22 protein-coding genes and 1 pseudogene are annotated in these 26,026 nt (G+C 68.1%); 17 read left to right on the top strand and 6 right to left on the bottom strand.

Translation table 11 applies throughout. The annotated features are described in order from the left end of the window. From FHW79_RS24895 to odhB, 3 genes and pseudogenes are all read left to right on the top strand, one after another. Nucleotides 1-318: pseudogene (locus tag FHW79_RS24895) on the top strand (succinate--CoA ligase subunit alpha); the annotation flags it as partial. A 147-nt stretch (nt 319-465) separates the two neighbouring features. Beyond that, entirely contained in the window at nt 466-3,390 is a 2,925-nt protein-coding gene (locus FHW79_RS24900; protein WP_183181388.1) for a 2-oxoglutarate dehydrogenase E1 component, read from the top strand. Nucleotides 3,391-3,432: 42 nt separating this feature from the next. Next, a complete protein-coding gene (gene odhB, locus FHW79_RS24905; protein ID WP_183181389.1) occupies nt 3,433-4,671 on the top strand; it encodes a 2-oxoglutarate dehydrogenase complex dihydrolipoyllysine-residue succinyltransferase in 1,239 nt (412 codons plus the stop codon). Nucleotides 4,672-4,809: 138 nt separating this feature from the next. Here the strand turns inward: odhB and FHW79_RS24910 are convergent, their stop codons facing one another. After that, nucleotides 4,810-7,041, bottom strand: a complete 2,232-nt coding sequence (locus FHW79_RS24910) for an ATP-binding protein (RefSeq protein WP_183181390.1) — start codon at nt 7,039-7,041, stop codon at nt 4,810-4,812. Between the two features lie 247 nt (nt 7,042-7,288). Between FHW79_RS24910 and FHW79_RS24915 the strand changes: the two genes are divergently transcribed. From FHW79_RS24915 to FHW79_RS24925, 3 genes are all read left to right on the top strand, one after another. After that, complete coding sequence (locus FHW79_RS24915) at nt 7,289-8,659, top strand: diguanylate cyclase (protein ID WP_183181391.1); 1,371 nt, start codon at nt 7,289-7,291, stop codon at nt 8,657-8,659. A 101-nt stretch (nt 8,660-8,760) separates the two neighbouring features. After that, nucleotides 8,761-9,915, top strand: coding sequence for a cell division protein ZapE (gene zapE / locus FHW79_RS24920; protein ID WP_183181392.1), 1,155 nt, complete (start codon nt 8,761-8,763; stop codon nt 9,913-9,915). A gap of 134 nt (nt 9,916-10,049) precedes the next feature. Next, nucleotides 10,050-10,463: a hypothetical protein gene (locus FHW79_RS24925; RefSeq protein ID WP_183181393.1), complete on the top strand. Its 414-nt coding sequence runs from the start codon at nt 10,050-10,052 to the stop codon at nt 10,461-10,463. A 30-nt stretch (nt 10,464-10,493) separates the two neighbouring features. Here the strand turns inward: FHW79_RS24925 and FHW79_RS24930 are convergent, their stop codons facing one another. Then, nucleotides 10,494-11,072: a TIGR00730 family Rossman fold protein gene (locus tag FHW79_RS24930; RefSeq protein ID WP_183181394.1), complete on the bottom strand. Its 579-nt coding sequence runs from the start codon at nt 11,070-11,072 to the stop codon at nt 10,494-10,496. A 48-nt stretch (nt 11,073-11,120) separates the two neighbouring features. Next, on the bottom strand, nt 11,121-11,981 hold the full coding sequence (gene pdxY / locus FHW79_RS24935; RefSeq protein WP_183181395.1) for a pyridoxal kinase PdxY: 861 nt from the start codon (nt 11,979-11,981) through the stop codon (nt 11,121-11,123). Nucleotides 11,982-12,146: 165 nt separating this feature from the next. Between pdxY and FHW79_RS24940 the strand changes: the two genes are divergently transcribed. Both FHW79_RS24940 and FHW79_RS24945 read left to right on the top strand, forming a co-directional pair. Further along, nucleotides 12,147-13,022, top strand: a complete 876-nt coding sequence (locus FHW79_RS24940) for a CoA ester lyase (RefSeq protein ID WP_183181396.1) — start codon at nt 12,147-12,149, stop codon at nt 13,020-13,022. A gap of 71 nt (nt 13,023-13,093) precedes the next feature. Then, nucleotides 13,094-13,795, top strand: coding sequence for a hypothetical protein (locus FHW79_RS24945; protein WP_183181397.1), 702 nt, complete (start codon nt 13,094-13,096; stop codon nt 13,793-13,795). Between the two features lie 132 nt (nt 13,796-13,927). Here FHW79_RS24945 and FHW79_RS24950 read toward each other — a convergent pair whose 3' ends face one another. Beyond that, the gene (locus FHW79_RS24950; protein WP_183181398.1) at nt 13,928-14,446 is read right to left on the bottom strand and encodes a hypothetical protein; all 519 of its coding nucleotides are present in this window, start codon (nt 14,444-14,446) and stop codon (nt 13,928-13,930) included. A gap of 199 nt (nt 14,447-14,645) precedes the next feature. Between FHW79_RS24950 and FHW79_RS24955 the strand changes: the two genes are divergently transcribed. Continuing rightward, entirely contained in the window at nt 14,646-14,966 is a 321-nt protein-coding gene (locus FHW79_RS24955) for a general stress protein (protein ID WP_183181399.1), read from the top strand. Nucleotides 14,967-15,069: 103 nt separating this feature from the next. Here FHW79_RS24955 and leuB read toward each other — a convergent pair whose 3' ends face one another. After that, nucleotides 15,070-16,185, bottom strand: a complete 1,116-nt coding sequence (leuB, locus tag FHW79_RS24960) for a 3-isopropylmalate dehydrogenase (protein WP_183181400.1) — start codon at nt 16,183-16,185, stop codon at nt 15,070-15,072. A 140-nt stretch (nt 16,186-16,325) separates the two neighbouring features. Continuing rightward, nucleotides 16,326-16,937: a 3-isopropylmalate dehydratase small subunit gene (gene leuD, locus FHW79_RS24965; protein WP_038529660.1), complete on the bottom strand. Its 612-nt coding sequence runs from the start codon at nt 16,935-16,937 to the stop codon at nt 16,326-16,328. 273 nt (nt 16,938-17,210) lie between these two features. Here leuD and FHW79_RS24970 point away from each other — a divergent pair, with 273 nt between their 5' ends. From FHW79_RS24970 to FHW79_RS25005, 8 genes are all read left to right on the top strand, one after another. Further along, nucleotides 17,211-18,830 carry a hypothetical protein gene (locus FHW79_RS24970; RefSeq protein WP_183181401.1) on the top strand — a complete coding sequence of 540 codons (1,620 nt, stop codon included), beginning with the start codon at nt 17,211-17,213 and terminating at the stop codon, nt 18,828-18,830. A gap of 64 nt (nt 18,831-18,894) precedes the next feature. After that, nucleotides 18,895-19,941, top strand: coding sequence for a glycosyltransferase family 2 protein (locus FHW79_RS24975; protein WP_183181402.1), 1,047 nt, complete (start codon nt 18,895-18,897; stop codon nt 19,939-19,941). A gap of 2 nt (nt 19,942-19,943) precedes the next feature. Then, nucleotides 19,944-20,378, top strand: coding sequence for a GtrA family protein (locus FHW79_RS24980; RefSeq protein ID WP_183181403.1), 435 nt, complete (start codon nt 19,944-19,946; stop codon nt 20,376-20,378). Between the two features lie 139 nt (nt 20,379-20,517). Next, a complete protein-coding gene (locus FHW79_RS24985) occupies nt 20,518-20,832 on the top strand; it encodes a hypothetical protein (protein ID WP_183181404.1) in 315 nt (104 codons plus the stop codon). A 74-nt stretch (nt 20,833-20,906) separates the two neighbouring features. Next, on the top strand, nt 20,907-21,743 hold the full coding sequence (gene dapF, locus FHW79_RS24990) for a diaminopimelate epimerase (RefSeq protein WP_183181405.1): 837 nt from the start codon (nt 20,907-20,909) through the stop codon (nt 21,741-21,743). 26 nt (nt 21,744-21,769) lie between these two features. Next, the gene (gene mtaB / locus FHW79_RS24995; RefSeq protein ID WP_038529670.1) at nt 21,770-23,029 is read left to right on the top strand and encodes a tRNA (N(6)-L-threonylcarbamoyladenosine(37)-C(2))-methylthiotransferase MtaB; all 1,260 of its coding nucleotides are present in this window, start codon (nt 21,770-21,772) and stop codon (nt 23,027-23,029) included. Between the two features lie 16 nt (nt 23,030-23,045). Beyond that, nucleotides 23,046-24,323: a signal recognition particle-docking protein FtsY gene (gene ftsY / locus FHW79_RS25000; RefSeq protein WP_183181406.1), complete on the top strand. Its 1,278-nt coding sequence runs from the start codon at nt 23,046-23,048 to the stop codon at nt 24,321-24,323. Nucleotides 24,324-24,399: 76 nt separating this feature from the next. Then, nucleotides 24,400-25,929, top strand: coding sequence for an AMP nucleosidase (locus FHW79_RS25005; protein ID WP_183181407.1), 1,530 nt, complete (start codon nt 24,400-24,402; stop codon nt 25,927-25,929). Nucleotides 25,930-26,026 lie beyond the last annotated feature (97 nt).

The raw sequence follows: 26,026 nt of genomic DNA on the forward strand, positions 1-26,026 counted from the left end.
AACTTCGTGGACAGCCTGGAGCTGTTCCTGAAGGACCCGGAGACCGAGGGCATCATCATGATCGGCGAGATCGGCGGCGACGCCGAGGTCAAGGGCGCGGAGTTCATCCGCGACTCCGGGACCAGGAAGCCGGTCGTCGGCTTCATCGCCGGACGCACCGCGCCTCCGGGCCGCCGCATGGGCCACGCCGGCGCGGTGATCTCCGGCGGCAACGACACCGCCGACTTCAAGATCGAGTTCATGAAGTCCGTCGGCATCGCCGTCGCCGACAGCCCCGCGAGCCTGGGTTCCACCATGCTCAAGGTCTTCAAGGGCTGATAAAGCGTGGGCGGGACCCCATATTCCCGCCCACTGCCGAAGGACCGGCGGCCCCGTGTCTCCTCCCGGAGATCCGGGGCCGCTCGGAGCCCAGCGACAAGCAAAAAAACTCTCTGAGGGAACCGGGCAAACGCCCGAGGCAAACATATGTCCGCTAATCTGGAGAAGACCTCGTTCCTGTTCGGCTCGAACGCCGAATATGTCGCGGAGTTGTACGCGCGCTTCCTGAAGGACCCCTCCTCGGTGGATTCGAGCTGGAACGGCTTCTTCAGGGAGCTGGACGACGACTCCCGCGCCGTCCTGAACGAGCTGAACGGCCCGTCCTGGAGCCTGGAGGAGGGCACGCTCGCCAACGGCGCGCTCGACCCCGTCGCCGCCTCGCTGGAAAGCGTCGGCGCCCCGGCCGCCACCAACGGCAACGCCGGCCTCGTCGCCCACGCCCAGCAGGTCTATGGCGGCATCAGCCACCAGCAGCTGCGCGCCGCGACGCTCGACAGCATCCGCGCGCTGATGCTCATCCGCGTCTACCGCGTGCGCGGCCACATGAACGCGCATTTCGACCCGCTGGGTCTCGAGAAGCGCGAGCCGCACCCGGAACTCGATCCGGCGACCTACGGCTTCGGCCCGGGCGACATGGACCGCCCGATCTTCCTGAACTACTCGCTGGGCCTGGAGACGGCGTCGCTGCGCCAGATCCTGGAGATCCTGCAGAAGACCTACTGCGGGAACATCGGCGTCGAGTTCATGCACATCCAGGACCCGGAAGAGAAGGCCTGGATCCAGGAGCGCATCGAGGGCGGCCGCAACCACACCGACTTCACGGTCAACGGCAAGCGCGCCATCTACGAGCGCCTGATCGCCGCCGAGGGCTTCGAGAAGTTCCTGCAGCTCAAGTACACCGGCACCAAGCGCTTCGGCCTTGAGGGCGGCGAGTCGATGATCCCCGCGCTGGAGCAGATCCTGAAGCGCGGCGGCCAGCTCGGCCTCAAGGAGGTCGTCGTCGGCATGGCCCACCGCGGCCGTCTGAACGTGCTGACCAACTTCATGGGCAAGCCCTTCGCCGCGGTCTTCTCGGAGTTCCAGGGCAACCCGTCGAGCCCGCAGGACGTGCAGGGCTCGGGCGACGTGAAGTACCATCTGGGCACCTCGTCGGACCGCGACTTCAACGGCAACATCGTCCACCTGTCGCTGACCGCCAACCCGTCCCACCTGGAATGGGTGAACCCGGTCGTGCTGGGCAAGGTGCGCGCCAAGCAGGCGCAGCGCAACGACCTGGAGCGCGAGCAGGTCATGGGCGTGCTGATCCACGGCGACGCCGCCTTCGCCGGCCAGGGCATCGTGGCCGAGACGCTGGGCCTGTCGGAGCTGCGCGGCTACCGCACCGGCGGCACCGTGCACTTCATCATCAACAACCAGATCGGCTTCACCACGAACCCGACCTATTCGCGGTCCGGCGTCTACTGCTCGGACATGGCGAAGATGGTCCAGGCGCCGATCTTCCACGTCAACGGCGACGACCCCGAGTCCGTCGTCCACATCAGCCGCATCGCCGCCGAGTTCCGCCAGAAGTTCAAGCGGGACGTGGTGATCGACATGGTCTGCTACCGCCGCCACGGCCACAACGAGGGCGACGAGCCGGGCTTCACCCAGCCGCTGATGTACAAGAAGATCCGCGCCCACGGGACCACGCGGGAGCTGTACGGCAAGCAGCTCGTCGAGGAGAACGTCCTCACCCAGGCCGAGTCCGATCAGATGATCCAGGACTTCATGAAGAAGCTGGAGGGTGAGTTCGAGGCCGCCAACTCCTTCAAGCCGAACAAGGCCGACTGGCTGGAAGGCAAGTGGTCGGGCCTGGAGGCCGCGAAGACCGACGACGAGCGCAAGGGCAACACCGGCGTGGCGATCGACGTGCTGCGCGAGGTCGGCAACAAGCTCTGCGAGTATCCGAAGGACTTCGCGATCAACTCGAAGATCGCCCGCCAGCTCGAGGCCAAGAAGAAGTCGCTGGAGACCGGCGAGGGCATCGACTGGGCGACGGCCGAAGCGCTGGCCTACGGCACGCTGCTGGTCGAGGGCAACGGCGTCCGCCTGTCGGGCCAGGATTCCGGCCGCGGCACCTTCTCGCACCGCCACGCGGTGATGTACGACCAGAACAACGAGAACAAGTACATCCCGCTGAACCATCTGCGTCCCGACCAGGGCCCGTTCGAGGTCCATGACAGCCCGCTGTCCGAGGCCGCCGTGGTCGGCTTCGAATACGGCTATTCGCTGGCCGAGCCGCACAGCCTGACCCTGTGGGAGGCGCAGTTCGGCGACTTCGCCAACACCGCCCAGACCATCATCGACCAGTTCCTCTCGTCGGGCGAGTCGAAGTGGCTGCGCATGTCCGGCCTCGTGCTGCTGCTGCCGCACGGCTACGAGGGCCAGGGTCCGGAGCACTCCTCGGCCCGTCCGGAGCGCTTCCTGCAGATGTCCGCCGAGGACAACTGGCAGATCTGCAACCTGACGACCCCGGCGAACCTGTTCCACGCCTTCCGCCGCCAGATGCGCCGGCCCTTCCGCAAGCCGCTGGTGCTGTTCACGCCGAAGTCGCTGCTGCGCCACAAGCTGTGCATCTCCAGCCTGTCGGAGCTGGCTGAGGGCACGAACTTCCGCCGCGTGCTCGGCGAGACGGCCACCGACCTGCTGCCGAACGAGCAGATCCGCCGCATCGTCGTCTGCACCGGCAAGGTCTATTACGACCTGCTGCAGGAGCGCACCGCGCGCGGCATCAAGGACGTGGCGCTGGTCCGGCTGGAGCAGCTCTACCCGTTCCCCCGCTCCGCCCTGACCGAGGAGTTCGCCCGCTACCCGAACGCCGAGGTGGTGTGGTGCCAGGAGGAGCCGGAGAACCAGGGCTACTGGGCCTTCGTCGACCGCCGTCTGGAAGGCGCCCTCACCTCGATCGAGCACAAGGCCTCGCGCCCCAGCTACGTCGGCCGCCCGGCCTCCGCGTCGCCGGCCACCGGCCTGCTCAAGCGTCACAACCAGGAGCAGGCGAAGCTTCTGGAAGACGCGCTCGTCATCCGCTGACTCGACGCCCAGGCGTAGAACAAGAAAGTACGAGAGGAACTTATGGCTACCGAAATCAAGGTCCCCACCCTGGGCGAGTCCGTCTCCGAGGCGACCGTTGCCCGCTGGCTGAAGAAGGTCGGCGACGCGGTCGCCGCCGACGAGGCGCTGGTCGAGCTGGAGACCGACAAGGTCACGCTTGAGGTGAACGCCCCGTCCGCCGGCACGCTGGCGGAGATCGTCGCCGCCGACGGCGCCAACGTCGGCGTCGGCGCCCTGCTGGGCGTGCTGGGCGAGGCCGGTGCCGCCGTGGCCGCCCCGGCCAAGGCCGCCGCTCCCGCCGCCGCCCCGGCTCCGGCCGCCGCTCCGGCCCCGGCGGGCAACGCCGCCCTGGCCGACGCCGGCCCGGCCGCCCGCAAGATGGTCGCCGAGAAGGGCCTCGACGCCGCGCAGATCGCCGGCACGGGCAAGGACGGCCGCATCACCAAGGGCGACGTGATCGACCACGCCGCCAAGCCGGCCGCGGCCCCCGCCGCCGCTCCGGCCGCCGCCCCGCAGAAGTACCAGTGGACCGCCGGCACCGCGGGCGACCGTCCGCGCGCCGCGCAGGAGGAGCGGGTCCGCATGACCCGCCTGCGCCAGCGCATCGCCGAGCGTCTGAAGGAGGCCCAGAACAGCGCCGCCATGCTGACCACCTTCAACGAGGTGGACATGACCAACGTCATGGCGCTGCGCAACGAGTACAAGGACTTCTTCGAGAAGCGCCACAAGGTGCGTCTCGGCTTCATGTCCTTCTTCGTGAAGGCGGCCATCCAGGCGCTGAAGGAAATCCCGGCGGTCAACGCCGAGATCGACGGCACCGACCTCGTCTACAAGAACTACTACGACATCGGCGTCGCCGTCGGCACGCCGCAGGGTCTGGTGGTTCCGATCGTCCGCGACGCCGACAAGCTCGGCTTCGCCCAGATCGAGGGCAAGATCGGCGAGCTGGGCAAGAAGGGCCGCGACGGCAAGCTGTCGATGGACGAGCTGACCGGCGGCACCTTCACCATCTCCAACGGCGGCGTCTACGGCTCGCTGATGTCGACCCCGATCATCAACCCGCCGCAGTCGGCCATCCTGGGCATGCACAAGACCCAGGAGCGCCCGGTCGTCGTGAACGGGAAGATCGAAATCCGTCCGATGATGTATCTGGCCCTGTCCTACGACCACCGCATCATCGACGGCAAGGAGGCGGTGACCTTCCTCGTCCGCATCAAGGAGAACATCGAGGACCCGCGGCGCCTGCTGCTGGACGTCTGAGAAGCATGAAGGGACTGCGGGGGGCACCGTCCTCCCGCGCCCGACCAGCGGGGGCTGCGGTCCCCGGACCTCAAAAAAGGCGCCTCACGGCGCCTTTTTCTTTGCCGCCCGGACGCCGGACGCCCGTCCTAACAGGCCTCACACCAGCGCGGCGGCGATCCTCGCGGCGGTGTCCTCCGGCTTCATCACCCGCTCGGCGGGCAGGCGCAGGGTCATGGTGGTCCCGGCGCCGAGCGTGCTGTCGCAGGTCAGCGAGCCGCCGTGCAGCTCCATGAAGTTCTTGGAGATCGACAGCCCCAGCCCGGTGCCCTCGAACTGGCGGCTGGCGGAGTTGTCGGCCTGCCGGAAGGGCTGGAACAGATGCTCCATGAACGCCTTCGGAATGCCGATGCCGGTGTCGGCCACCGAGAGGGCGAGGGCGCCGTCCTCCTCGACGCGGGCGGCCAGCGTGACGCTGCCGCCGTCGGGCGTGAACTTCACCGCGTTGGACAACAGGTTCAGAAGCACCTGCTTGAAGGCGCGGCGGTCCACCCAGACGGCGGGAAGACCGCTCGTCACGCCGTTGCGCAGGTCCACCCCGCTGTCAGCGGCGCGGTCGCGGACCATGGTCAGGCACTGGGCCACCGCCTCACAGGGGTCGATCACCTCTTCGGACAGCTCGTAGCGGCCGGCCTCGATCTTCGACATGTCGAGCACGGCGTTGACGATGTCCAGCAGATGCTTGCCGCTGTCGTGGATGTCCTTGGCGCAGGACTTCTGGCGCTCGTTCAACGAGCCGAAGAACTCGCTGTCGAGGATTTCCGAGAAGCCGATGATGGCGTTCAGCGGCGTGCGCAGCTCGTGGCTCATGTTGGCCAGGAATTCCGACTTGGCGCGGTTGGCCATTTCCGCCTGGCTCTTGGAGGCGAGAAGCTCGGCCTCCTGCTGCCGGCGCTTGGTGACGTCGCGGATGACGCCGACGAAGACGCGCCGTGCTGCGCCATTCTCCTCCGGCCCGCCTTCGCCGTCCGGCCCGCCCAGCCGCAACGCGCTGACCGCCAGATTCATCGGGAAGGTGCTGCCGTCGCGGCGCAGCGCCAGAACCTCGCGGTCGTTGCCGATGATGCGCGAGCCGGCGTTCGGGCGATACTCGGCCATCGAACGGTCGTGGCCGGCGCGGAAGCCTTCCGGCAGCAGGATGTTGACGCTCTGCCCCACCACCTCCGCCTCGGCATAGCCGAACATGCGCTCCGCCGCGGGGTTGAAGGTCTCGATGATGCCGCGCGAGTCGATGGTGACCACCGCGTCCACCATGGAGTCCAGGATGCCGCGGGTGCGGCGGGAGGCGCGCTCCAGCCGGGTCTGGTCCTGCTCCCGCCGGGACTGCTGCCGCTCCACGTACCAGGTGAGCAGGGCGATCACCACGGACATGGCGAGGCCCATGGCGATCCACACCGCGCTGTCGCGCTTCCATTCGCCCAGCGCCTCGGCCTTCGGCAGGGTGGCGGCGACGGTGAAGGGATAGTCGGCGACGCGGCGGACGCTCGCGATGCTGGGGCGCCCGTCGGTGGGGAGCACGGTGTCCAGCGTCGCCGCGTCCCGCGTGCGCAGCGCGGCATCGACCTCCGGCCAGTCGGCCAGCGTGGCGAGGCGCCGTCGGCCCTCGTCCCACGGGCGGTGGATCAGCACCGTGCCGTCGGCCAGCGCCAGGGTCACCGTGCCCTCCAGCCCCAGCCGCAGCCCCTCGAACCCCGCCCCCAGCCGCAACGGGTTGATCATGGCGACCACCACCCCGGCGAAACTGCCGTCCGGGTGGGACCAGCGGCGGCTCATCGGAATGACGTAGGTGCCGGGGAAGGCCATGCTGGGGATCGGCACGCCGACGTGAAGCCCGCCGTCCGACGCGCCCTCGTCCCGGTGGGCGGCGAAATAGGGCCGGCTGGTCAGATCGAAGGCCGGCGGGCTGCTGTCGGCGGAGTGGTGCAGGACGCGGCCCTGCTCGTCGACCACGATCAGGCCGGAGATCGGGCCGATGGCGTCGCGGCGGTTGCGCAGCAGGGCGTTCACCGACGGCGCCGCCACGGTGCGGGCCTGCGGGTGGGTGTCCAGGACGGTGACCAGATCGGACAGCAGCAGGTCCACGCTGAACACCGTGCGGACGGCCTGTTCCTCCAGGATGCGGGCGAGGTTGCGGGTCGAGCGCTCGGCCCCCTGGACGGCCTCGGTGTGGCGCTGCCAGACGCCATAGCCGATCATCGCGTTCACCACGACGATGAAGGCGACGCCGGACGCCCTCATCAGGAAGCGCACCGACCCCAGAACCTCGAACAGCCGTTCTCCCAATCCAGAGGGCGGCAAGGTCGCGTCGCGAACCGGATTGCGGCTGGCCATGGCTGTAAACAATTCTCCGCACGCAGTGCAACAGGGCCGTTGAGGGACCGCCCGCGTGGCATTACCCAACGTAAGACGGTACCGCCCCCGGTCACCGCCAATCTCGCGCGAAAACCATAATGGAAGTTTAACCTTAATGCATCAATGAGCCCGATCAGCCGCACGAACGATTGTCGCTTTGCCTGACGGTCTCCGGGCGTTAAGAATTCGGACGGGTTGGAGACGGTTGCGCAAAGGAACAGGGACGATGGACAGCCAGAAAGACCGCAAGGCCGCGATCCTCGCCGCCACGCTGTCGTCGCTGTGGACGGACACCGAACCCGCCGTGCGCGAGCGCGTGACGGCCATCGCGCTCGGCGACGCCGACGCGATCTCCGACGTTTTCTACGCGATCCTGCTGGACCGTCCGGACAGCAACGCCTTCCTCAGCCACGCACTGGTCCAGGAACGGCTGCGCCCCTCGCTGGCGCGCTGGATCACGGCACTTTTCACCGCCTCCTCCGACGAGGCGATCGCGGCTGTGCTGGAGCAGAACTACCAGGTCGGGCTGATCCATGCCCGCATCAACATCCCGCTGACCCTGGTCAACGCCGGGGTGCGGATCATCAAGAAGGAGTTGTCCGCCCGCCTGCTGGCCGCCGACCTCAGCCGTGCCCAGACCGCCTCCGCCATCCTGTTCGTCGGCGAGTTGCTGGACACCGTGCTGGACAACATGCACGAGGCCTATCTGGGCGACCTGCTGGGCAACGTCCGCCACCAGCAGTCGTTGAAGATGTTCATGAGCGGTCCCAACTTGGCGCTCGAAGGCGAGCGGCTGAAATCGTCGCTGTTCGACTGGCTGCGCAACACGGTGGTGTCCTTCTACGCGCATGAGGACAGCAACCACGCCAGCCCGCCCGCCATCGAATCCTCCGATTTCGGCCTGTGGCTGAACCACAAGGCGGAGCTGACCTTCGGCCGGGTGACCGAGTTGGACCTCATCCGCGACCGCACCAACCGCATCAGCGCCAAGGTGTCCGCGGCGGTGGAGGGCGGCTGGGTCACCCCCGCCTTCGTCAAGGAGCTGAACAACGACGTCACGGAGATCGCCTACGTCCTCGGCACCATCATCGAGAAGGCGATGGAGATCGAAAGCGGGCGGGACCCGCTGACCCGCCTGCTGACACGGCGCTTCATGCCGGCGATCTTCCAGCGCGAGGTGGCCATCAGCCTGCGCCACGGCAAGCCCTTCGCCGTGCTGCTGATGGACGCCGACCATTTCAAGACGATCAACGACACGCTGGGCCATCAGGCGGGCGACTCCGTCCTGTCGGACATGGCCGAACTGCTGCACACCCACGTCCGGGCCGGCGATTTCGTCTTCCGCTACGGCGGGGAGGAGTTCCTCATCCTGCTGACCGAGATGGACGAGGCGGCGCTGCGCGTGAAGGCCGAGCGGCTGCGCCGGACGGTCGAGGAGCACCGATTCAGCGGGGCCGGGAACGGGCTGCGGGTCACCGCCTCGATCGGGGCGGCCCTGCACGAGGGGCACCCGGATTACGAACACACCGTCCGCCGCGCCGACGCCGCGCTCTACGAGGCCAAGCGCCAGGGCCGCAACCGCGTGGTGATCGCCTGACTGGTGATCGCCTGAGCGCATCTGCATCCCGGGATCGGGCGTTGCCCCGCGGGGACGCATCGGCTACGTAAGACCTTTCCCTGCCGAGACCCGCGAATTCCATGTCTGACGGACCGCTTTCGCTCTACCGGGCCCGCCGCGGCACCGGGACGCTGCGCCCCGACCCCGACCAGGAGTTGGCCGCCGAGAAGCTCCAGAGCCTGTACAAGGCGCTGACGGGCTACAGCCCCCAGCCCGCCGGGAAGGCCGGCGGAGCGAAGGCCGGCTGGCTGGAGCGGTTCGGGCTGGGCCGCCCGCGCTCCGAACCGGCGGAGGCGCCGCAAGGCCTCTACATGTACGGCGGCGTCGGGCGCGGCAAGTCGATGCTGATGGACCTGTTCTTCGACACCGCCCCGGTGGAGAAGAAGCGCCGCGTCCATTTCCACGAGTTCATGCTGGAGGTGCACGAGCGCATCCACCAGCACCGCCAGTCGGGCAAGAGCAAGGGCAAGGACGCCGACGACGCTCTGCCGGAACTGGCCCGCGCGCTCGCCGACGAGGCGTGGCTGCTCTGCTTCGACGAGTTCCACGTCACCAACGTCGTGGACGCGATGATCCTGGGCCGGCTGTTCACCAGCCTGTTCGACCTGGGCGTGGTGGTGGTCGCGACCTCAAACTGGCCGCCGGACATGCTCTACAAGGACGGGCTGCAGCGCGAGCTGTTCCTGCCCTTCATCGCGCTGCTCAAGGAAAAGCTCGACGTCCTGGCGCTGGAAGGGCCGACCGACTACCGGCTCGACCGGCTCCAGGGCAAGCCCGTCTATTTCTGGCCGCTCGGCCCGGAGAGCGACGCCAGGATCCGCCAGACCTTTGAGACGCTGACCGACGGCGCCCGGGGCGAACCGACCCATCTGTCGGTCCAGGGTCGGAAGGTGGAGATCGCCTGCGCCGCCAAATGCGTCGCGCTGGTGGATTTCTGGAGCCTGTGCGGCAAGCCGCTGGGCGCCGCCGACTACATCGCCATCGCGACGCATTTCCACACCGTGCTGATCCACGGCGTGCCGACGATGAAGGACGAGTTGCGCAACGAGGCCAAGCGCTTCATGACGCTGATCGACGCGCTCTACGAGCACAAGGTCAACCTCGTGGTGGCCGCCGAAGGCCCTCCGGAACGGCTGTACCCCGAGGGCACCCACGCCTTCGAGTTCGAACGCACGGTCAGCCGCCTGATGGAGATGCAGTCCGAAGATTACCTGCGCCAGCAGCACCTGACCTGAGGGGGCCGGGGCGCCGCGCCCCCGCCCGTGTTACCACGGCGATGCCGCCCTACTCCCGTTTCGCGCCGAAGATAAAGGGGCGCCCGACGTTGTATTGCTGAACGTCGGTCCAACGGCGAGGGAGAGGGCGAAGCATGCCTTGGCGGTCCCGGTGCGGTGCACTGACGCTGGCGCTTTTTCTGACGGCACCGATCCAGCCTGCCCCTGCCGCCGGGACGGGCAGCGTCGACTGCTGGCTGCTCGACGGGGACGCGCTGACCCAGGCGCGCGACAGCGGCTGGTGCAAGGACGCCTTCTCCCGGAATTCGCAGACCGGGGCGGCGCCCGCCGTCACGGTCACCGCGGCCCCCCTGCCCGCCCGCAAGCCCGACCCGCCCCCGAAGAAGCGGGTCGTCACCGTCCAGCGCAAGGCGAAGGCCCAGCCCGACTCCCAGGCCGCGGCCATCGTCCGCCCCGCCACCCGCGGCCACGCGGTCGCCGAGGCGGACTTCGGCACCCAGTTCAAGCGCGACTGGAACGCCCTGATGAAGAAGCTCTTCGAGCCCTGAGGACTTGCCGGGACAGGTGTGCAGACAGGGTCAGGTGCGGGCCTCGTCCAGCCACTTCCGCACCGCCGGCGGCTCGTAGGCGGCGAACGCGTCCAGGATGCCCGGCGCGGTGTCGCGGACGATCAGCATCTCGCGGTGCTTGGGCTGCATGAAGCGCTCCCCCGCCACATGGTCGAGAAAGCCGGCCAGCCCATCATAGAAACCGGAGGCGTTGAGCAGGCCGCAGGGTTTGTCGTGGCGGCCGAGCTGCGCCCAGGTCCACACCTCGAACAGCTCCTCCAGCGTGCCGATGCCGCCGGGCAGCGCGATGAAGCCGTCCGACAGCTCGGCCATCAGGGCCTTGCGCTCGTGCATGGTGGCGACGATCCGCAGTTCCTGGAGGCCCTGGTGGCCGACCTCCTTGTCCATCAGGAATTGCGGGATGATGCCGGTGACGGTGCCGCCGGCCGCCAGGACCGAGTCGGCGATCCGCCCCATCAGGCCGGTCCGCCCGCCGCCGTAGACGAGGCCGATGCCCCGCTCCGCCATGTGGCGGCCAAGCTGCTCCGCGGCCTCGCCATAGGCCGGGTTGGTGCCGGGGTTGGACCCGGCATAGACGCAAATCCGCATGTCGTTCCTCTGTGCGCGCCGTCCCTTGGGCGCGTGGTCGTAAGGGGCTTACCGGACGCGGGTGGCCGTGAAGCGCTGGCTGGGGTTCACGAACTCGTCCTGCGCCGCGATCAGTTGCAGTTCCCGCGTGCCCATCCGGCGGGTGGTCTGGAAGATAGCGTAGATGGCCGCCGCCGCCTGCTCCAGCGCTTCGGCCGGGTCGAAGGCCTTCAGGTAATGGGCCAGGAACAGGGCGGCCACCGCGTCGCCCGACCCGTTGGGCGGCGGGTCCAGCGGCAGGCGCGGGGTGGAGACCAGCCACGCGCCGTCGCGGTCGTCGGCCAGCATCTCGATATGGCCGGGGTCGGCCTCCTTGCGGGTCAGGCTGGTCACCAGGACCAGCCGCGGCCCACGCTCCCGCAGGGCGGCGGTGGCGGCCAGCGCGTCGTCCAGCGTCTCCACCGTCCGGCCGGTCAGATATTCCAGCTCGAACTGGTTGGGGGTCATCAGGTCGGCGGCGGGAACGGCATGGTCGCGGATGAACTCCGGCAGGCCGGGGCGCACGAAGAAGCCGCGCCCGACGTCGCCCATCACCGGGTCGCAGGTGTAGACGGCGCGCGGGTTGGCGGCCTTCAGCCGGGCCGCCGTTTCGACGATGACCCGGCCCAGCCCGACGTCGCCCATGTAGCCGGAGAGCAGCGCGTCGCAGGTGGGCAGGACGCCGCGCGCGGCGACTCCGTCCATCAGGTCGGCCACATGCTCCGCCGTGAAGACCTGCCCGGTCCATTCGCCGTAGCCGGTGTGGTTGGAAAACTGCACCGTGTTCACCGCGATGGCGTCGCAGCCCAGACGTTGCAGCGGGAACACCGCGGCCCGGTTGCCGACATAGCCGTACGCGACGTGGGACTGGATCGAAATGACGGTCTTCATGGGCGGACGATCCGAAAGGTTGGGCGCGCATCCTAAACCGTCCGTGCCACACGCTGGGGATGTTTCCATGCAGACCAGAGTTTCACGTCTTACGCGCCGCATGGACAGGGGGATCGGACGCGGCTAATCCTGCGGCAACGACACAAGACCGCCTGAGGGAATGCCATGGCCGCCACCGCCCGCCCGCGCCGCAGCGTGCTCTACATGCCCGGCTCCAACGCCCGCGCCCTGGAGAAGGGGCGTAGCCTGCCCGCCGACGGGCTGATTCTCGACCTGGAGGACGCCGTCGCCCCCGACGCCAAGGCGGAGGCCCGCGCCACCATCAAGGCGTCCATCGCCGCCGGTGGCTATGGCGGGCGGGAGCTGGTGGTCCGGACCAACGGGCTGAACACCCCCTGGGGCTACGACGACCTCGTGATGGCGGCCACCAGCGGCGCCGACGCGGTGCTGCTGCCGAAGGTGGAGAGCGCCGACATGGTCCGCCAGGCCGAGGCGGTGCTGCGCGCCAACGGCTCGCCCGACGGGCAGACCATCTGGTGCATGATGGAGACGCCGCTCGGCATGCTCAACGCCAAGGAGATCGCCGGGGCCGGCCCGAAGCTGGGCGGGCTGGTGATGGGCACCTCCGACCTCGCCAAGGATCTGCACGCGGCCCACACGCGCGACCGGCTGCCGATGCTGACCAGCCTTGGCCTCTGCCTGCTGGCCGCGCGGGCCTACGGCCTCGCCATTCTCGACGGGGTGCATCTCGACCTGAACGACGACGCCGGCTTCGCCGAGTCCTGCGCGCAGGGGCGGGAGCTTGGCTTCGACGGCAAGACGCTGATCCACCCCAAGACCATCGCGGCCTGCAACGCCGCCTTCGCGCCCGGCGCGGAGGAGGTCGCCCAGGCCCACCGCATCATCCAGGCCCATGCCGAGGCCGTTGCCCAGGGCAAGGGGGTGGTGCTGGTGGATGGGCGGCTGGTGGAGAACCTGCACGTCAAGAACGCCCGGCGCCTCGTCGCGATGGCCGAGGCGATCAACGCTCTTTCTTCGTAAAACCAGCACCCTACAGGGCACATGGCTTGTTAGGCATCAACACACATCTAAATACGGAGAATATAATTGAAATGGCAACCAAGAATATAAAGCGTAAAGAAAAATTATTAAAGACATTAAACCCGACATTAAACGAGGACGAAATAGCTTATGCAAATGATTTCTGCGGCCTGTATTATATGTACTACATAAATGAAGACGATGCAAAACTTCGTCGCGCTGTCGCTCTGATATGGATTAAGAAAATATCAAATACTTTATCAATGGAGTTTTCCTTAAAGTCGTATACATCAGTGTATTATGGATTCTGTCTTTACCGAAGATTCATGGTAAATGCAGGAGATATCGTCAGCTGCATCACCCTTGTTGGTTCCCAAGAAGAAGAGCAGAAACCAGAAGGACGGGCGGTGGGCGATAACTCCGCGACCTCAGGCTTGGTCACATTTGAAGTCCATGATGAAAAACTCCCCCCGACACACTTCGAAGCCGATTCAAACACCGTTTTTTATGAAGGTGCCATGATTTTCCGGTCTGTCGGCCGTCTTGATCCGATACGGAAAAGCTCAAGCCACGTCAGCGCCAAGAAGTTTGTTCTCGAGAAATTAAATAAAATAGGAACCTCTTCTAATGACGGAGATATTTTTGCCGAATTTGATAAATCAGGGCACTCATTTGAGAAGAATTTCAGTGAAATTTCCGGATACGAACGAAAAATATACAACTATCTGGTAAATTCATACACTAGATTTGGCGCACTTATCGTGGGACGATAAAAACCGTATCAATGATCATAATATCACCAAAGGAAAACCTCCAATATACAACAGCGTCAGATTTTCATTAAGAACAGCCGGCAACGGAAGCGGCGGGCTGAACACCCGCCGCTCCGGCTTCGTAATGCTGGATCAGGAATCGCGGCGCGCCTGGGCGTCCTTGACAAACTGCGACACCCGACCGATCTCGCGCGGGTCGGTCTCGACCGTCCGACGGCCGCTGGGGATCGGGCGCATGCCCTTGCGCGGGGTGCGTCCCGGGGACGGGTGCTGGGGCTCCGCGTCCTTCCTGCGCTTCAGGGCGTCCTGAAGGTTGGCCTGGATGATCTCGCGCCGCCGCTCGGCGCGGAACCGCTCCAGCCGCCCGTTCACCCGTTTCAAGGCCCGCGCGTAGACCTGCTTCTTGGCGGACAAGCCGCGCTCGCTGGCGTCGGCCGATTGCTGGCCGGTGCCGCTGGCCTTGCCCCGCCGTCCGCGGCGGCGCGAGGCGATGATGTCGCGCGCCCGGTCGCGCTCCCCGCGCAGCCAGCGGGCAAGCGTCAGGGTCTCATCGGGCGGCAGGCCCTCCAGCTCCGGGTAATGGCTGCGGCGGACCTGCTCGAATTCCTTCTCGGACAACAGCCGTCGTTCGGCCGTAAGTTCGACTCCCATCGTTGAACCTCTCTGCTTCGTGGTCCCGCTTCGGCTTACCCCCGTCCGGTCAACCGATCGGGACACGAAGCGTTCCCCAACACTGTCGGATGCGTCCCGCTGCCACTTACGGGTGCCGAAGGAATCGGAATCACGACCTCACCGGAACCAAGTCGCCCCCCATCGGTTTTCCGACATGTGGCAGAGGTGGAGGTTGAAGATGGCCTCGAAAGACAACGGCCAAAGCGAAGTCCAAACCGGGAGCGGTCGCACATCGAACCGCGGCTTCGCGTCGATGGACCGTGACCGGCAACGCCAGATCGCCAGCAAGGGCGGGGAAAGCGTGCCAGCCGACAAGCGCAGCTTCTCCAAGAACCCGGAACTCGCCGCGGAGGCGGGGCGGAAGGGGGGCCGGAGCGTACCGGCGTCCTCCCGCAGCTTCTCCAAGAACCCATCCCTGGCCGCCGAAGCGGGGCGGAAGGGTGGGCAGGCGAGCCATGGCGGACGCGGGGCCGCCCTGCGCCCGGGCGAAGGCGACTGACGGCATTAACGAGAAAAGCCCCTCTCCGGAACCGGAGAGGGGCTTTCTTTTCGCCGCCCGCTGGTCAGCGTCCTCCAGCCCGCCGGGCCGGAGGCGCAACCGGTCAGGAGGCCAGCTTGTCCAGCTCGCGCAGGATCGAGTCGCCCATGACGGTCGTGGAGCAGCGGGCCATGCCCGGCGCCATGATGTCCGCCGTGCGCATGCCGCCCGAAAGCACGTTCTGCACGGCCTTCTCCAGCATTTTCGCCTCCTCGTCCATGTTGAACGAGTAGCGCAGGCACATGGCGAAGGACAGCAGGGTCGCGCAGGGGTTGGCGAGGTCGCGGCCGGCGATGTCCGGGGCGGAGCCGTGCACCGGCTCGTAGAGAGCCTTGCGCTGGCCGTTGGCGTCCGGGGCGCCGAGCGAGGCCGACGGCAGCATGCCGAGCGAGCCGGTCATCATCGCCGCCTCGTCCGACAGGATGTCGCCGAACAGGTTGTCGGTGACGATCACGTCGAACTGCTTCGGGTTCTTCAGCAGCTGCATGGCGCCGTTGTCGGCGTACATGTGCTCCAGCGTGACGTCGGAGAACTCCTCCTGATGGAGCTTCGTGACTTCCTGGCGCCACAGGAGGCCCGACTCCATCACGTTGGCCTTCTCCATCGAATGGAGCTTGTTGCCGCGCTTGCGCGCCAGCTCGAAGGCGACGCGGGCGACGCGGCGGATCTCGCTGGTCGTGTAGACCTGGGTGTTGACGCCGCGGCGCTCGCCGTTGCCGATGTCGGTGATGCCGCGCGGCTCACCGAAATAGACGCCGCCGGTCAGCTCGCGGACGATCAGGATGTCCAGGCCCCTGATGACGTCGGCCTTCAGGGTCGAGGCGTCGACCAGGGCGTCGAACACCACCGCCGGGCGCAGGTTGGCGAACAGGTTCAGCTCCTTGCGGAGCGACAGCAGGCCGGCTTCCGGACGCTTGGTGTAGTCGGTGGGGTTGTCCCACTTCGGGCCGCCGACGGCGCCCAGCATCACCGCGTCCACCGCCAGCGCATCGGCCAGCGTCTCGTCCTTCAGGGGAACGCCGTAGGCGTCGATGGCCGCGCCGCCGACCAGCCCCTCGGTGACGTCGAAGGTGACGTTGCGCTTGCGGTCGAGCCAGTCGATGACCCGGCGCACCTGGCGCATGACCTCCGGACCGATCCCGTCGCCGGGCAAAAACAGAAGCTTCTTGTTGGCGGGCATGGCGCACGCACTCCCCATTGGAGACTTTATCAGTGTTGTCTAATCCGCGGACCGACAGGCCGGAAGGTGGGTCCCGCTCCGCCGGTCCGCAAGGCCGTCACGGCCTGATGCCATTGGGCCGCTGATAGGGTCGGGCCGGATCAGCCCCACAGCCAGGGCTGGCCGCCGCGCTGCTTGCCTTCATACTGGTCGATGAAGGCGGCCTGCTGCATGGTCAGCCCGATGTCGTCCAGCCCGTTCAGCAGACAATGCTTGCGGAAGGGGTCGACCTCGAAGCTGATCTTGCCGCCGTCCGGACCGGTGATCTCTTGGCGATCCAGATCCACCGAGACGATGGCGTTCGACCCGCGCGACGCGTCGTCGAGCAGCAGGTCCACCTGTTCCTTCGGCAGCTTGATCGGCAGGATGCCGTTCTTGAAGCAGTTGTTGAAGAAGATGTCCGCGAAGCTTGGCGCGATGATGCAGCGGATGCCGAAATCGGCCAGCGCCCACGGCGCATGCTCACGCGAGGAGCCGCAGCCGAAATTGTCGCCCGAAACGAGGATCTTGGCGCTGCGGTAGGCCGGCTTGTTGAGGACGAATTCCGCGACCTCGGCGCCGTCGGGGGTGTAGCGCATCTCGTCGAAAAGATGCTTGCCCAGCCCGGTCCGCTTGATGGTCTTCAGGAATTGCTTGGGAATGATCATGTCGGTGTCGACGTTGATCATCGGCAGCGGCGCCGCAACACCGGTGAGAACCGTAAACTTTTCCATCGCCAGAATCCTGTCGCGCAAAAGAGGCGCAAGCGTGTGCATGCGGAGTTCGGTGAATAGCAGACCCGTCCCGCCATTGCCAGAGGAAGCTTGCCGCAAACGCCGCTCGCAGCGCGCGATTCCGCATCCCGGAACACAGCCGGACGCAACGAAATTGCTCCCGAATTCCCTCCGCCACGGCCTTTGCGGGGGCCGGCCCGGCATGCCGTCCTTGCTGCGGAGCGTCCCCTCGCCTACCAAGGGGCCGACGCTTCCCTGGGTTCCGCGACCTCCATGACCTTGCTCCCCACCGCCCGCCGCCCGCGCACCGCGGCGCTCGCCTTTCTGCTGCTGGCCCCGCCGCTCTACGGCCTGCTCGGGCTGGCGCTCGGCATGGACGCCAACTGGGACCTGCGGAACTACCATTGGTACAACGCCTACGCCCTGCTGACCGGACGGCTGGGCATGGACATGCTGCCGGCGCAGATGCCCAGCTTCTACAACCCCCTGCTGGACGTGCCCTTCTATCTGCTTGCCAACCATCTGCCGGCGCGCGCGGCGGGATTCGTCTGGGGGACGCTGCACGGGCTGAACCTGGCGCTGGCCTTCCTGCTGGCCCACGCCACGCTGCGCGTCGGCGGCGCGGGGCAGCGGGTGGCCCTGGCCGCCCTGCTGGCGGTGATGGCCGGCTTCGGGGGCGGCACGCTGGGGCTGCTCGGCACCACCTTCCACGACAACATGGTCAGCCTGGGCGTGCTCGGCGCGCTGGTCGTGGTGGCGGGATCGCTGCCGCGGCTGGTCGACGGACCGGCGCCGGGCGCCGTCGCGCGGGTGGCCGCGGCGGGGATGATGGCCGGAGCAGCGATGGGCCTGAAGAACCCGACGGTGATCTACGCGGTCGGGCTCTGCCTCGCCTTCCTGGCGCTTCCCGCACGCCCCTGGCGGCGGCTGTGGCTGGCCGTCGTCTTCGGCGTCGGGGTGCTGGGCGGGCTGGCGCTGTGCGGCGGCTTCTGGATGGCCCATCTGTGGGTGGAGTACGGGAACCCCGTCTTCCCGCACATGAACCAGATCTTCAAGTCGCCCTTCGCCGCGCCGTCCGGCTACGTCAACGTCGGCTTCTTTCCGGACTCGCGGCTGGAGCGCCTGTTCTTCCCACTGGTCTTCCCCTTCGCACCGCTGAAGGTCGGCGAGGTTCCCTTCTTCGACCTGCGCGTCCTGGTGCTGTTCCTTCTCGTGCCCGTCGCCGCGGCGCTGGCGTTGCTCGGGCGGGTCTTCCAGCAGCCACCGGCGGGCCTCACCGGGAAAGCCGCCACCCGCTACCTGCTGACCGCCATGGCGGTGACCTACGCGCTGTGGGTGGGGATGTTCTGCATCTACCGCTACCTGGTGCCGCTGGAGATGCTGGCCCCGCTGGCCATCGTCATGGCGGCGGGCCTGCTGCCGGTGCCGCGCCGGGCGGCGCTTGTCCTGGCGGCGGCGCTCCTGCTGCTGGTCCAGGCCACCGCACGGCCCGCCGACTGGGGCCGCGTGCCGTGGAGCGAGCGCTGGGTCGAGGCCGCCGTTCCGCCCATCGCGGACCCGGACGACACGATGGTGCTGATGGCCGGCTACTGGGCGATCTCGCACGTCATCCCGGCCTTCCCGCCGCGCATCCCCTTCGTGCGCATCCAGTCCAACTTCCTCCAGCCGGACTCGGTCGGCAACGGCTATCTCGCCCTGATGCAGGACAAGGTGGGGGCGCACCGCGGGCGCTTCCTGATGCTCAGCACCATCCCCGACACGCCCGGCGCCGCGAGGGCCGCCGCCCTGCTCGGACTGCGGGTGGAACAGGACAATTGCCGGGTCATTCCCAACAATCTGGGCGAGCCGCTGAACCTCTGCGCCGTGCAGCAAACGGAGGTCCATAAAAGGTGAGTGGATTAAATCCGGCGACTGTGCTGTTTAACCCGACATCGGCACTGTTTCGAAGCGCATCGCCATGACCGTCTCCACCATCGATCGACCGGCCGGCCATCAGGCCGACACCCCCGCAGCGTCCCTGGCCCCGGCCCCGGGACCGGATACGGTTCCCGTGGTGGCTCCCGTGGTGGCGGTGCTGATCCCCTGCTACAACGAGGAGGCGGCGATCGCCGCGGTCGTGCGCGACTTCCGGGCGGCCCTGCCCGACGCCACGGTCTATGTCTACGACAACAACTCCTCCGACCGCACGGTGGAGGTCGCCCGCGCCGCCGGCGCGGTGGTCCGCCACGAGCCGCTGCAAGGCAAGGGCAACGTCATGCGCCGGATGTTCTCGGACATCGAGGCGGACATCTATGTGCTGGTGGACGGCGACGACACCTATCACGCCCCCTCCGCCCCGCTGATGGTCAAGCGGCTGTGGGACGACCAGCTCGACATGGTCAACGGCGCCCGCGTCACCGAGATCGTCAAGGCCTACCGGCCCGGCCACCGCCTGGGCAACAAGCTGCTGACCGGCATGGTCGCGCGCATCTTCGGCGACCGCATCGGCGACATGCTGTCGGGCTACCGCGTCTTCTCGCGCCGCTTCATCAAGTCCTTCCCGGCGCTCGCCAGCGGCTTCGAGACGGAGACCGAGCTGACCGTGCACGCGCTGGAGCTGAACATGCCCATCGCCGAGATCAAGACGCCCTACAAGGACCGCCCGCCCGGCTCGCACAGCAAGCTCAACACCATCCGCGACGGCATCCGCATCCTGCGCACCATCCTCAATCTGGTGAAGGAGGAGCGGCCGCTGCCCTTCTTCGCCGCCTTCGGCGCTCTGCTCGCCGCGGTGGCCGTCCTGCTCGCCTGGCCGGTGGTGACGACCTTCGTGCACACCGGCCTCGTGCCGCGCCTGCCCACCGCCGTGCTGTCCACCGGCCTGATGCTGCTCGCCTTCCTCAGCCTGACCTGTGGCCTGATCCTCGACACCGTCACGCTGGGCCGCCGCGAAGCCAAGCGCATGCATTATCTCTCCATCCCGGCGCCGGGCGTCCATCCGGTCCGCGGATCGACCGGGACCTGACCATGGGCGGTCTTCCCGGCGCCCTGCCCGACAGCCGGCTCAGCCGGCTGGTCGTGCAATTCGGCAAGTTCGGCCTCGTCGGCGTGATCGGTCTGGTGGTGGACACGGCGGTGGTCTACGCACTGGTGTTCGGCCTCGGGCTGGAGTTCTTCGCCGCCCGCATCCCGGCCTATCTGGCTTCCGCCACCACGACCTTCGCGCTGAACCGCGCCTTCACCTTCCGCGGGGCGGCCGACGCGCCGCTCTACCGGCAATGGGCGACCTTCCTGGCGGCCAACGCCTTCGGGGGAGTGGTGAATTACGGCGTGTCGGTCGGGCTGGAGGCCGCCCTGCCGCTGGCCGAGGCCCATCCGGTGCTGGCCGTCGCCGCCGGCTCGCTGTCCGGCATGGTGCTGAACTTCGCCGCCTCCAAGCATCTGGTCTTCAAGGGCGCCTGACGGCTGTCCTTCTCCATCCGGACATCTCCCAAAGTCTCATTGTGCGCCGCCGCGGACACCCGAAGTCCATGGAATGGGGCGCATCCGATGGGAATGGCCCCGACACCGACCTGCCTTGGCAAGGAGCCGGGAGGGAGCCATGAACAACAGCGACGTGCTGTGGGCCTGGGTGGCGGGAGTCACCGTGTCCGTGGCCTTGCTGGTCGGGCTGTCCCGCGCGGACGGTCCGCCCACCCACGCCGGGGAGGGGCATTTCGCGCTGCCGGACATGGCGATGGGCGCTGCGGGTTGGGATTACGAGGCGTGGGAGCGGACCGGCGGAACCCCGCCGCGGCCCGAGTCAGAGGACACCCTCGCCCGGATGCTCGACCTGTTGGAAGGCATCCCCCCGGCATCGGGCGCCACCCTGCCCGACGGGGACACGGCCGACACCGGCGGCGCCGAAACCCAGTGACCCCGTGAACTGTTTGCCACGGCCCCCCGTGCGGCCATGGACTCCGCGGGCCCGGTCGCCATATAACGGCGGTCATGACGCGCGAATTCCTGAAGATGCACGGGCTCGGCAACGACTTTGTCGTGATCGACGCCCGCAACACGCCGTACACGCCGGCCGAGGCCGAGGTGCGTGCCATCGCCGACCGCAAGACCGGGGTGGGCTGCGACCAGTTCATCGTGATCGAGCCGGCGAAAACGAACGGCACGGCGGGCTTCATGCGCATCCGCAACGCCGACGGCGGCGAGGTGTCGGCCTGCGGCAACGCCTCGCGCTGCGTCGGCTGGCTGCTGATGGAGGAGGCGGGGGCGGAGCGCGTCGCCTTCGAGACCAACGCCGGCGTCCTGCGGGCCAGCCGCGCCGACAACGGGCGCATCACCGTGGACATGGGTCCGGCCAATCTGGACTGGTCGCAGATCCCGCTGGCGGAACCGGCCGACACGCTGCGCCTCGACGCGGTGTCGCACGGCGGCTTCGCCGGCCCCACCGCGGTCAGCATGGGCAACCCGCACGCCGTCTTCTTCGTGGACGACGCCGAGGCGGTGCCGCTGGCCGAGGTCGGCCCGGTGTTCGAGAATCACCCGGCCTTCCCCGAGCGCACCAACGTCGAGTTCGTCCAGGTGCTCTCCCCCACCACCGTCCGCATGCGCGTGTGGGAGCGCGGGGCCGGCGTCACCCAGGCCTGCGGGACCGGCGCCTGCGCCACCGCGGTCGCGGCGATCCGCCGCGGGCTGACCAACCGCAAGGTCGACGTGATCCTCGACGGCGGCACCCTGACCATCGAATGGCTGGAGGACGGCCGCGTCCTGATGACCGGCCCGGTCGCCCTCAGCTACACCGGGCGGCTGTCTGCGGAGTTGGCGGCCCCCTGAATGGCCGCCCGTTAGGCTGAAAGAGCATGAGCGACACTGTGACCAACGAGCCGGAGATCGTCACCTTCGGCTGCCGCCTGAACACCTACGAATCCGAGGTGATGCGCACCCACGCCCGCAACGCAGGGCTGGAGGACGTCGTCATCGTCAACACCTGCGCGGTGACCTCGGAGGCCGAACGGCAGGCCCGCCAGACCATCCGCAAGCTGCGCCGCGAGCGGCCCAACGCCCGCATCGTGGTGACCGGCTGCGCCGCCCAGATCGACCCGCAGCGCTACGGCGCCATGCCGGAGGTCGATCAGGTGCTGGGCAACCAGGAGAAGCTCCAGCCCGAGAGCTGGGGTCTGGCGCCGGCGGAGAAGGTGCTGGTCAACGACATCATGTCGGTCAAGGAAACCGCCGGCCATCTGATCGGCGGGTTCGAGGACCGGGCGCGCGCCTTCGTCCAGGTCCAGCAGGGCTGCGACCACCGCTGCACCTTCTGCATCATCCCCTACGGCCGCGGCCCGTCGCGCTCCGTCCCCATCGGGGCGGTGGTGGAGCAGGTGCAGGCGCTGGTGAAGGCCGGCTACAACGAGGTTGTGCTGTCCGGCGTAGACATCACCAGCTTCGGCCCCGACCTGCCGGGCACGCCGACGCTGGGGCAGATGGTGCGCCGCCTGCTCGCCCTGGTGCCGGAGCTGCCGCGGCTGCGCCTGTCCTCGCTCGACTGCATCGAGATCGACGACGATCTCTGGCGGCTGATCGAGACGGAACCGCGGTTGATGCCGCACCTCCACCTGTCGCTCCAGGCCGGCGACGACATGATCCTGAAGCGCATGAAGCGCCGCCACAGCCGCGCCGACGCCATCGCCTTCTGCGAGCGCGTGCGCTCCCTGCGCCCCGACATGGTGTTCGGCGCCGACTTCATCGCCGGCTTCCCCACGGAAACCGACGAGATGTTCGAGAACACGCTGCGGCTGGTCGAGGAATGCGGCCTGACCTGGCTGCACGTCTTCCCCTACAGCCCGCGCCCCGGCACCCCGGCTGCCCGCATGCCGCAGGTCGACGGCGGCCTCCGCAAGGAGCGCGCGGCCCGTCTGCGCGCGCGCGGCGCCGAGGCGGAGGCCCGCACCCTGGCTTCGCTGGTCGGGCGCGAGGTGTCCGTGCTGGTCGAGAAGGACGATCTCGGCCGCACCCAGCATTTCGCCGAAATCCGCCTGGGCACGCCCCGGCCCCCCGGCTCCGTCCTGCGCGCCACGGTCACCGGCGTGGCCGGCGGCGCGCTGACCGGCACCCCCCTTTGAGAACAGTGGACACGCCATGATCCTGCGTTGGTTCGGCCGCAAGAAGCCCGAAGAGCAAGCCCGCAAGGACGAGACGGCCGCCCCGCTCCCGGAAGCGGTCCCCGCCGAGCCTGCGCCCGCGGAGCCGGTCGCCGAAGAGCTGGTCCAAGAGACGCCGGTCCAGAAGCCGCCTGTCCCGGAACCGGTCGCCGAGGAACCGCCCCTGGTGCCCGAGCCAGTGCCGGAACCCGAATTGCCGCCCCCACCCGCGGTCGAGACCCCGCCCCCGCCGCCCATCGCCCCGCCGTCCGGGCCGGAGGAGCGCGAGGACGCGCCGGAGATCGTCCGCAACGACCTCCCCGCGGCCCTGACCGCCGAGGAGGAGAAGCCCAAGAAGGGCTGGTTCGCCCGGTTGAAGGACGGCCTGTCCAAGTCCTCGTCCAAGCTGACCGAGGGCATCTCCGGCATCTTCACCAAGCGCAAGCTCGACGACGAGGCGCTGGAGGAGCTGGAGGAGCTGCTCATCACCGCCGACCTCGGCCCGACCACGGCGGCCAAGGTGACGGCGGAACTGGCCCGCACCCGCTTCGGCAAGGAGGTCAGCCCCGAGGAGGTCAAGGCCACGCTCGCCGCCGAGGTCGCGAAGATCGTCGGCCCGGTCGCCAAGCCGCTGGAGATCGACGCCACGCTGAAGCCCCACGTCATCCTGGTGGTCGGCGTCAACGGCACCGGCAAGACGACGACCATCGGCAAGCTGGCCCGCCAGTTCCGCGCCGAGGGCAAGACGGTCATGCTGGCCGCCGGCGACACCTTCCGCGCCGCCGCGGTCAGCCAGCTGAAGATCTGGGGCGAGCGCACCGGCTGCCCGGTGATCTCGCGCGACACCGGCGCCGACGCTGCCGGCCTCGCCTTCGACGCGCTGGAGGAGGCGCGGCGCCAGGGCGTGGACATCCTGCTGATCGACACCGCCGGCCGCCTGCAGAACAAGGCCGGCCTGATGGAGGAGCTGCGCAAGATCGTCCGCGTCATCAAGAAGGTGGACGAGAGCGCCCCGCACACCACCCTGCTGACGCTGGACGCCACCACCGGCCAGAACGCGCACAATCAGGTGGAGGTGTTCCGCGACATGGTGAACGTCTCCGGCCTGATCCTGACCAAGCTGGACGGCTCGGCGCGCGGCGGCGTGCTGGTCTCGCTGGCCGAGCGCTTCAAGCTGCCGGTGCACGCCATCGGCATCGGCGAGGGCGTCTACGACCTGCGCCCGTTCGACGCCGACCAGTTCGCCAAGTCGCTGATGGGGCTGCCGTCGCAGTAACGGCGCCCCGGCGCGGGCCGGCGGCGGGACGAGAAAAGGGCTTCCGGCCGCCACGCCCAAGCCCTATCTGAAGACTATGACGGCTGCCAAGACCTCCCCCTCCCCCGTGCCCCCCGGTCCTGTCGAGCGCTTCACCGACGCGGACGCCGCCCTGGCCCTCGTCCGGGATCTCTACGACCGCAACACCGCCTATCTGCGCGACCGCTTCGCCGCCTTCACCCGCGGCGAGGACGGCGGACGGCGGGAGCAGGCCCATTACCCCTACGTCCGCCTCTCCACCGCCTCGGCGGCCACGGTGGACACGCGGCTGGCCTACGGCTTCGTCGAGGGGCCGGGCACCTATTCCACGACGCTGACCCGCCCCGACCTGTTCGACCGCTATTACCGCGAACAGCTCTCGCTCCTGCTGCGCAACCACCATGTTCCGCTGGAGGTCGGGGTCAGCGACGAGGCCATCCCCATCCATTTCGCCTTCCCCCAGGGCATGCATGTCGAGGGCGACCTGACGCCGGAGCGGCTGGCCGGCCTGCCCGACCTGTTCGACCTGCCCGACCTCGCCCGCATGGACGACACCATCGTCAACGGCACCTACGAGGAGTCGCTGGACGCGGTGAAGCCGCTCGCGCTGTTCACCGCGCCGCGGGTTGATTTCTCGCTGCACCGGCTGCGCCACTACACGGCGACGGCGCCGGAGGATTTCCAGAACTTCGTCCTGTTCACGAACTACCAGTTCTACGTGGACGAGTTCATCCGCATGGCCCGCGAGATCATGGAGCCCGCCGCCGATCCCGAGCTGGCCGCCTACCGCAGCCAGTACGACCGCTTCGTCGAGCCCGGCGGCGTCATCGTCCAGAACGCCAATCTGGGGGGCAGCACCGGCGAGGCGCCGACGAACGGCGCGCGGCTGCTCCGCCTGCCGCAGATGCCCGCCTACCACCTGACCCGCCCGGACGGCAACGGCATCACGCTGGTCAACATCGGCGTCGGTCCGTCCAACGCCAAGACGATCACCGACCACATCGCCGTGCTGCGCCCGCACGCCTGGATCATGCTGGGCCACTGCGCCGGGCTGCGCAGCACGCAGCGGCTGGGCGACTATGTGCTGGCCCACGGCTATGTCCGCGACGACCATGTGCTGGACGCCGACCTGCCGACCTGGGTGCCCGTCCCGGCGCTGGCCGAGGTGCAGCGCGCCCTGGAAACCGCGGTGGAACGGGTGACCGGCCTGTCCGGCTACGCGCTGAAGAGCATCATGCGCACCGGCACCGTGGCGACCATCGACAACCGCAACTGGGAGCTGCGCGACCACCGCGAGCCGCTGATGCGCTTTAGCCAAAGCCGCGCCGTCGCGCTGGACATGGAAAGCGCCACCATCGCCGCCAACGGCTTCCGCTTCCGCGTTCCCTACGGCACGCTGCTCTGCGTTTCCGACAAGCCGATGCACGGCCAGTTGAAGCTGCCGGGCATGGCCGACCGCTTCTACCGCGAACGGGTGGACCAGCACCTGAAGATCGGCGTGCTGGCCATGGAGCTTCTGCGCGAGCACGGCATGGAAACCCTGCATTCCCGCAAGCTGCGCAGCTTTGCCGAGGCGGCCTTCCAGTAAGCCACCCTCCGTAAACTATTTTGCCTCACCCGAAAGTGCAGGCGCCAATGGGCGCCTGCGCCTTATCTTAGGGTGCTCGGCAACGAAGGGAATTCAA

Source organism: Azospirillum sp. OGB3 (genome assembly GCF_014192915.1).
Classification (GTDB): Bacteria; Pseudomonadota; Alphaproteobacteria; order Azospirillales; family Azospirillaceae; genus Azospirillum.